Origin of the sequence: Lacisediminimonas sp., assembly GCF_030645335.1 — a bacterium.
Taxonomy (GTDB): Bacteria; Pseudomonadota; Gammaproteobacteria; order Burkholderiales; family Burkholderiaceae_D; genus Lacisediminimonas.
The window spans coordinates 1-7,319 of the sequence record NZ_JAUSNH010000203.1 but is presented as its reverse complement, the minus strand read 5'-3'; the positions used below and the strand labels follow the sequence as shown (position 1 = coordinate 7,319).

Annotated in this window: 7 protein-coding genes; 6 read left to right on the top strand and 1 reads right to left on the bottom strand. The window is 61.4% G+C overall.

What is annotated here, in order from left to right:
* The 3 genes from Q7T64_RS14300 to Q7T64_RS14290 form a co-directional block, all read left to right on the top strand.
* On the top strand, positions 1–673 hold a 673-nt coding region (locus Q7T64_RS14300), incomplete at its 5' end, for a carbohydrate ABC transporter permease (RefSeq protein WP_304797066.1).
* The gene (locus Q7T64_RS14295) at positions 657–1,499 is read left to right on the top strand and encodes a carbohydrate ABC transporter permease (protein WP_304797064.1); all 843 of its coding nucleotides are present in this window, start codon (positions 657–659) and stop codon (positions 1,497–1,499) included. The genes Q7T64_RS14300 and Q7T64_RS14295, both read left to right, overlap by 17 nt.
* 17 nt (positions 1,500–1,516) lie before the next feature.
* Positions 1,517–2,584, top strand: coding sequence for an ABC transporter ATP-binding protein (locus Q7T64_RS14290; RefSeq protein WP_304797061.1), 1,068 nt, complete (start codon positions 1,517–1,519; stop codon positions 2,582–2,584).
* 22 nt (positions 2,585–2,606) lie between these two features.
* On the opposite strand, the gene Q7T64_RS14285 is transcribed toward Q7T64_RS14290, so the two are convergent.
* On the bottom strand, positions 2,607–3,656 hold the full coding sequence (locus Q7T64_RS14285; RefSeq protein WP_304797059.1) for a LacI family DNA-binding transcriptional regulator: 1,050 nt from the start codon (positions 3,654–3,656) through the stop codon (positions 2,607–2,609).
* 396 nt (positions 3,657–4,052) lie between these two features.
* Here Q7T64_RS14285 and Q7T64_RS14280 point away from each other — a divergent pair, with 396 nt between their 5' ends.
* The 3 genes from Q7T64_RS14280 to Q7T64_RS14270 form a co-directional block, all read left to right on the top strand.
* Entirely contained in the window at positions 4,053–5,522 is a 1,470-nt protein-coding gene (locus Q7T64_RS14280; protein WP_304797057.1) for a sulfatase, read from the top strand.
* 37 nt (positions 5,523–5,559) lie between these two features.
* Positions 5,560–6,780 carry a mandelate racemase/muconate lactonizing enzyme family protein gene (locus Q7T64_RS14275; protein ID WP_304797055.1) on the top strand — a complete coding sequence of 407 codons (1,221 nt, stop codon included), beginning with the start codon at positions 5,560–5,562 and terminating at the stop codon, positions 6,778–6,780.
* A gap of 89 nt (positions 6,781–6,869) precedes the next feature.
* Positions 6,870–7,319, top strand: a 450-nt coding sequence (locus tag Q7T64_RS14270; RefSeq protein WP_304797053.1) for an NAD(P)-binding protein, incomplete at its 3' end; no start/stop codon positions are given.

The window sequence follows — 7,319 nt, the reverse complement described above, 5'->3', positions numbered from 1 at the left end:
GGTGCAGATCAAACTGTCCATCGCGTCAGTGGTGCTGCAAATGCTCGCAGGCCTCGGTGTTGCGTTGCTGCTCAACGAAAACACCAGGATGAGGCTGTGGGCGCGCTCGGGAATGCTGATTCCGATGGTATTGCCCCCGATCGTGGTGGGCATCACCTGGCTGGCCTTGTTCACAGTCGATATCAGTCCGATCCACCGGGCATTGGCCTGGGTCGGCCTTCCGGTCGGTCCGCTGTTGACCAATCCCTCCACCGCGCTGTGGGCGATCGTGTTTGCCGGCACCTGGGAACACTTTCCGTTTGCCATGCTGATGTCGCTGGCGGCGCTGCAGATGGTCCCGGAGAGCCCGATCGAGGCGGCCCGCATCGATGGCGCGAGCCGCTGGCAAATCTTCTGGCACGTCCGGCTGCCGTTCATCATGCCCACGCTGGTGGTCGCCGGCCTGTTCATCCTGATCGACAGCGTGAAGGCCTTCCCGCTGATTTTCATCATGACCGACGGTGGCCCCGGTGAAGTGACCGAGGTGACCAATTTCTACGTCTATCGGCAGGCGTTCACTTTTTCGCTGTGGGGGTACGGCAGCGCAATCGCCACCACCATGCTGGCGGCGGTGTTCCTGATCAGCTACTTCATCTATGGCCTCACGACCCCGAAAAATGGCGCACCCAACTGAACCCAAATTGACTTGGCGGCAGCGGCATCCGAAATGGCTGGGCGATGTGGTGACCCTGGTATTGCTGCTGCTGGTCCTGTACCCGCTGTTCTGGCTGGTCCAGGTATCGTTCCGGCCCAAGGAAGAACTGTTTGCCAGCGGCTTCTTTTTCACGCCGACGCTGGAGAACTACCTGGCGCTGTGGAAGGGGAACTTCCCGCTGTCCTTTATCAACAGCATCATCAGCAGCACCGCCGCCACCGTACTGGCGATGTTGTTCGGGGTGCCGGCTGCCTACGCGCTGTCACGCGGAAAGTTTCGTTCCGCGCGGCAGATCGGCCTCTGGATCCTGGTTACGCGCATGGCGCCGCCGATCGCGTTCACGATTCCGCTCTACATCACCTACCGCTACCTCGATCTGCACGATACCCGCACCGGTCTTGTGATCGTATACCTGACGTTCAGCCTGGCGCTGGTGATCTGGATGATGAAGCCGTTTTTCGACGCCATCCCGCGCGAACTGGAAGAGGCCGCAGCGATTGACGGCTGCACCACCTGGCAGACTTTCCTCCAGGTGACCTTGCCGCTGGCCGGGCCCGGCCTGGCTGCAACGGCGGTGATCTGTTTCATCCAGTCGTGGAATGACTTCTTCTTCGCGCTGATCCTGACCCGCACACAGGCATCCACCGCGCCAGTGGCCATTGTCGGGTTCATACAGTTCGTCGGATGGGAGTGGGGGCGGATGGCGGCGGCTGGCACGCTGGTCATGATGCCGGTGGTCTTGTTTTCGATCTTTGTGCGCAAGTATCTGGTGCATGGACTTGCAGCGGGCAGTATCAAGGGCTAAGGGCCTGGAGGAATGTGATGTCAGTGGTTCGACTGGAGCAGGTCTACAAACGCTTTGGCGACGTGGAAGTGGTGCGCGACGTGAACCTGGAGCTGCCGCGCGGCGGCCTGACGGTTTTCCTCGGGCCTTCTGGTTGTGGCAAGACGACGACGCTGCGCATGATCGCCGGCCTGGAGTCGGTATCGAGCGGTCGCATCCTGATCGGCGACCAGGAAGTGACCCATCTCGATCCGCGCGACCGCAACATTGCCATGGTGTTCCAGAACTATGCGTTGTACCCGCACAAGACGGTCGCTGAAAACCTGGGATTCGGTCTCAAGATCCGTGGCGTGCCCGAATCCGAAATCGCGTCGCGCGTACTGACGGCGTCGCAGTTGCTGGGGCTATCCGAATTGCTGGAGCGCAGGCCAAAGCAATTGTCTGGCGGCCAGATGCAACGCGTGGCTCTCGGGCGTGCGATCGTCAGGGACGCCGAGGTGTTCCTGCTTGATGAGCCGCTTTCCAACCTCGATGCCAAGTTGCGGGTGCAGATGCGCGAAGAAATCTTCAAGCTCCAGCGTCGCATCGAGAAGAGCATGATCTACGTGACCCACGACCAGGTCGAGGCCATGACCCTGGCCGACCAGATCGTGATCATGCGCGACGGCAGGGTGCAGCAGGTCGGGCGGCCGCTGGAAATCTTCGACCGGCCGAATAACCTTTATGTCGCCGGATTCGTCGGTTCGCCGGAAATGAATATTCTCGACATGCGGGTAGAGGATGGCATGCTGAAAGCGGCAAGCTGCTCGATTGCTGCGGGCGCTATCGACGGGCTGGCCGCGGGCAGCCAGGTCAAGGTCGGCATCCGGCCCGACCATGTCGAGCTGGCGTCGGCCACATCACCCTCGGGGGCCACCGGCTGGCTGGAAGTCGAGGTCTGCGAGCAACTTGGCACGACGACGCTGCTGATCGGCAGCATGGATGGTCAACGTTTGCGGGTATTGGTCACACGAACTTCGGCTGAGCCCGGTGACCGGGTGCAGGTCCGCTTGCCGGTAGAGCGCTTGCACCTGTTCGATGCCGACAGCGGGGCGCGGCTGAACTGACCAGGACGGCGACGGCGACCGATTACTTGCGCAGCTTTTTCGTGGAGCCGCGCACGATCACTTCGAAGCCGAGGTCGATGGTGCGTTGCGCCGGTTGATTGCCGCGGAAGCGGTCCATCAGCATGTTGGCGGCATTGCGGCCAATTTCGTAGCGCCGCAGCCTGACTGTGGTCAACGGCGGCAGGAATTCCTGCGCCAGCTCGATATCGTCGAACCCGGCAATGCCGATGTCTGCCGGCACATCGATTCCGCGCCGCTTCGCTTCCAGCATGCAGCCGATCGCATGGATGTCGGTGGTGCAGAACACGGCGTCGATGTCCGGGTGGCGGGAGAGCAGTTCGACAAAAGCCTTCTCGCCATTGACCACGCCGCCCTTCGCCTCGATCTTCATTGTCTCGTCCAGCGCCAGCCCGAAATCGGCCAGGGCACGGTCGTATCCGGCCCGGCGATCGCGGACGATCTGGTCATTTTCAATCGGCGTCGAGATCAGGCCGATCTTGCGATAGCCGCAGCGCAGCAGGTGCTCCACCATCGCGTAGCTGGCGTCGACGGTGGAATAGCCCACTGCCATGTCGATCAGCCGCCCCGAGATCAGCGGAACTTCCACCACCGGGATGCCGGCATTTTCCAGCAACTTGTAAGTGCGCTCGGCGTGCACGGTGCCGGTCAGTATCAGGCCGGCGACCCGCTGTCCCAGGAACGAGATCACATGCTCGAGTTCAGCCTGGGGAGAGTAGCCGCTCAGTCCGAGCAGCAGCGTGTAACCCTCGGCCGAAATCACGTCGGTTACGCCCTGGACGCGCTCGGCAAATGCCGGGTTGTCGATGTACGGCAGCACCATGCCGACGGTGCGCGAGGTGTTCGAGGCCAGGCCGCCGGCAAGGCGATTGGGGATATAGCCAATCTTTTCGATCGCGGTCCAGACCGCGGCCCGGGTTTTCTCGGAGACGGTGTCGGGCTTGTTCAGGACCCTCGATACCGTGATCGGCGCAACGCCGGCAAGCTTCGCGACTTCCTCGATGCGGTGACCGCTACTGCCAGCGCGAACGCGTTTGGACTTCGATTCAGCCATGGTCTTTTCTTTTTTGGATGCGCAAGGATAGCGCCATTTTCCTTGCCCGATCCAGCTTTTAGTGTGGCTGCCGGGAACCTTCACCGGTGCGGCTATTGGCAAATGCGCCCGTATTTTATTTGCGACTGTGCAGGTAATTCAGGAATGGCATGGATGATAGCGATCATCAACCAGCAAGGCAAGCTGCCTGGCAAGTTGTTCTTGGCTGTCAAAAGTTCGCTTTATTGCTATGAAGAAGTCCTGTATTTCGCCATTAAATAGAATAGATCATGTCAAGTTTTTTCGATGGGCTCCTTTTATGGCTCCGGACTGTTGCAGTCATAAATGATATGCGCTACCATTTGACCTGCCACCTGTTTGGTGAAACAGCACAAGTAGCACTCTACGAGGAGCCCCATGTCCGCCGCACCCGCTCGCAACGTCATCCTGGTCGTCTTTGATTCCCTGCGGCGTGACGCCCTGGGCTGCTATGGCGGATCGCCGCCCTGGGGCTCGATCCACACGCCTAACCTGAATGCATTCGCCGAAGAGTCCGTGATGTTTACGCGTGCGTTCCCCGAGTCCTTGCCGACCCTGTGCGCGCGCCGCGCAATCTATACCGGCCAGCGCACCTATCCCTTTCATAACGGCGACTTCCGATACATGAAGGGGGACTGGTGCGTGGGCTACTTCCCGGGCTGGGGGCCGATCCCGGAGGCGCAACACACCTTGTCCGAAATATTTTCGGAACAGAAGTTCCGCACCGGCCTGGTTTCGGATCTGTATCACCAGTTCAAGCCGGGAAAGAATTTCTGGCGCGGTTTCGACCAGTGGACTTTCATACGTGGGCAGGAAACCGATCACTCGCGCAGCGGGCGGGTTCCGACACAGGAGGAAATCGAGCGCTGGATTCCGCCTGAGTTCAGCGAGATCCACGACCGCGTGATGAAGGCCGCCAACAAGGATGCGTTCTGGTTCGACAGCAAGGCATTGCTGAACATGCGCGATCGTGTGCGCGAAGAGTTGTGGTTCAACGCGCAGGTGATGCAGGAGGCGGGCCGCTGGGTCGAGCAGAACCAGGATGCAGAGCGCATGTTCCTCACCGTCGAATGCTTCGATCCGCACGAGCCGTGGTTCGTGCCCGAGCATTACCGCAAGCGCTACGACGCGCATGAAGGCCGCGAGCAGGTGATCTCGCCTTACGCCGAAATCCCGGATATCAGCGAAGACTTGTTGCGCCGCACGCGCGCAAATTATTCCGGACTGGTGGAGATGTGCGACCGCTGGTTCGGACATTTGATGGAGTCGCTGCGCGTCAACGGGATGCTGGAGGACTCGATCGTGATCGTCACTTCCGATCATGGTCATTCGCTGTGGGATAGACGCGGATTCATCGGCAAGCGGCCCTATCCCTCCGACCCTGAGACTTACGATATTCCCCTGATGATCCGGCATCCCGGCAAGCTCGGCGCCGGGACCAGATGCGACGCCTTCGTGCAGGCGCACGATATCGCGGCAACCGTGCTCGAAGCCACCGGTGTGGAGAGCCCGGAGCCGATCGACGGTAAGTCGTTTTATAAAACCGCCTTCGCCGGCGCCGGGCCGATCCGCGACCATGTCACGGTCGGATGGGGCGTGGGCATGACCGTCATCGACGACAACTGGTGGTTCAATTCCAAGATCGACGGAACCGGCGCGTTCCTGTACCCCGCGCACCGGCCGCATGGGGAAGAGACCAACCTGGCCACCAAACATCCAGAAATCGCCGAGGCCATGTTCCGCACTGGCCAGGAAGACGCCGGCGGTTCATTTCCGCAGTACTTGCTGGACCGTACCGCCACTGTTGCCGACGCTTCCGGCAGCGTCCCGTTTGCCGCCCGCGACTAGCACCATCCCTCCATTTATTCATAAGGATGCATTTTCCATGACAGCCCAGCACCGCGTCACCGAACTCAAGACCCTCTCGTGCAGCGCCGCCTGGCGCAACTACTACTTCGTCAAGGTCACGACCGACGACGGGCTGGTCGGCTGGAGCGAATTCGACGAAGGCTTCGGCTCGCCCGGGGTGGGCGCAATCATCGACCAGCTTGCTTCACGGGTGGTGGGGCAGTCGGTGATGCAGCACGAGCGCATTCGCGAAGACTTGCACTGCGTGACGCGGCCTGGCTCGGGCGGTGTGGTCGGGCAGGCGCTCGGTGCAATCGAAAATGCGCTGCTGGATGCCAAGGCCAAGACACTGGGCGTGCCTTGCTACGACCTGTTGGGCGGCAAGATCCGCGATCGCCTGCGCGTGTACTGGTCGCATTGCGTCACCTGGCGGGCCGGCCGCGTACCTCACTACCAGCCCGAGATCCACGACGCAGACGGCGTGCGCAAGCTGGCGCGCGAGGTCAGGGAAAAGGGATTTACCGCGCTCAAGACCAACATCTGGCGCTATGACAAGGACGGCAAGATCCTGCGTTGGGCCACTGGCTTCGGCACGCCATTCGCGCCGGAGCTCAACGTCGACCGCGAGGTCATCAAGGGCGTGCGCGAGCACCTGGAAATCATGCGCGACGCCGCCGGCCCGGACATGGACATCCTGCTGGACCTGAATTTCAACGCCAAGACCGAGGGCTACCTGCGGATACTGCGCGAGATTGCCGAGCTCGACATGTTCTGGATCGAGATCGACACCCTGAACCCGCAGGCGCTGGCGTACTTGCGCTCGCAAAGCCGGCATCCGATCGCCTCCTGCGAAACCCTGATCGGCGTGCAGCAATTCCTGCCCTTCCTGCGCGAGCAAGCGATGGACGTCGCCATCGTCGACACGCCGTGGAATGGCGTATGGCAGTCGATGAAGATCGCCGCCGCGGCCGAGGCGCATGAAGTCAACGTGGCCTGCCACAACTTTTACGGCCACCTGTGCACGATGATGAACGCACACTTCTGCGCGGCAGTGCCGAACCTGCGCATCATGGAAGTGGACATCGACCGCATCGCCTGGGATCACGAGCTGTTCACCCATGTGCCGGTGTACGAGGATGGTCACCTGGTGCTGCCGGACCGTCCGGGCTGGGGCACTGAACCCAATGAAGACGCCATCCGGGAGTATCCGCCGATCGCGGTGCACGGCCTGATGGGCCGCTCCCGGCCGCAGACCTGAGCAGCGCCTGACTTGCATTGTGTATTTGCCGATGCAGGCAGCGCGCCTGCATCCCCGTCGAAAGCCACCGAGTGAGCAGGGAATCACTGATGACGAATGCTGTTGATGTATTGATTATCGGCGCCGGCGCGTCGGGTGCTGCGGTAGCGTGGAGCCTGGCCGAGACCCGCATGCGCATACTGTGCCTGGAGCAAGGGGATTGGGTCAAGTCGTCGGACTACCCGAGCAACGGCCGGGACTGGGAGGCGCGGCAGTTCGGCGACTTCAGCTTCAGTCCGAACCGGCGTGGCAATCCGGCCGACTATCCGGTCAATGAGGACGATACGCCGATCAAGGTCGCCAACTTCAATGGCGTCGGTGGCGGCACGATTCTGTACGCAGGGCATTTCCCGCGCATGCATCCATCAGACTTCCGGGTGCGCACGCTGGATGGCGTCGCAGACGACTGGCCGGTGGACTATGCCACGCTGGAACCCTACTACGCCCTGAACGACCGGATGATGGGCATCGCCGGGCTGGCCGGCGATCCGGCCTATCCG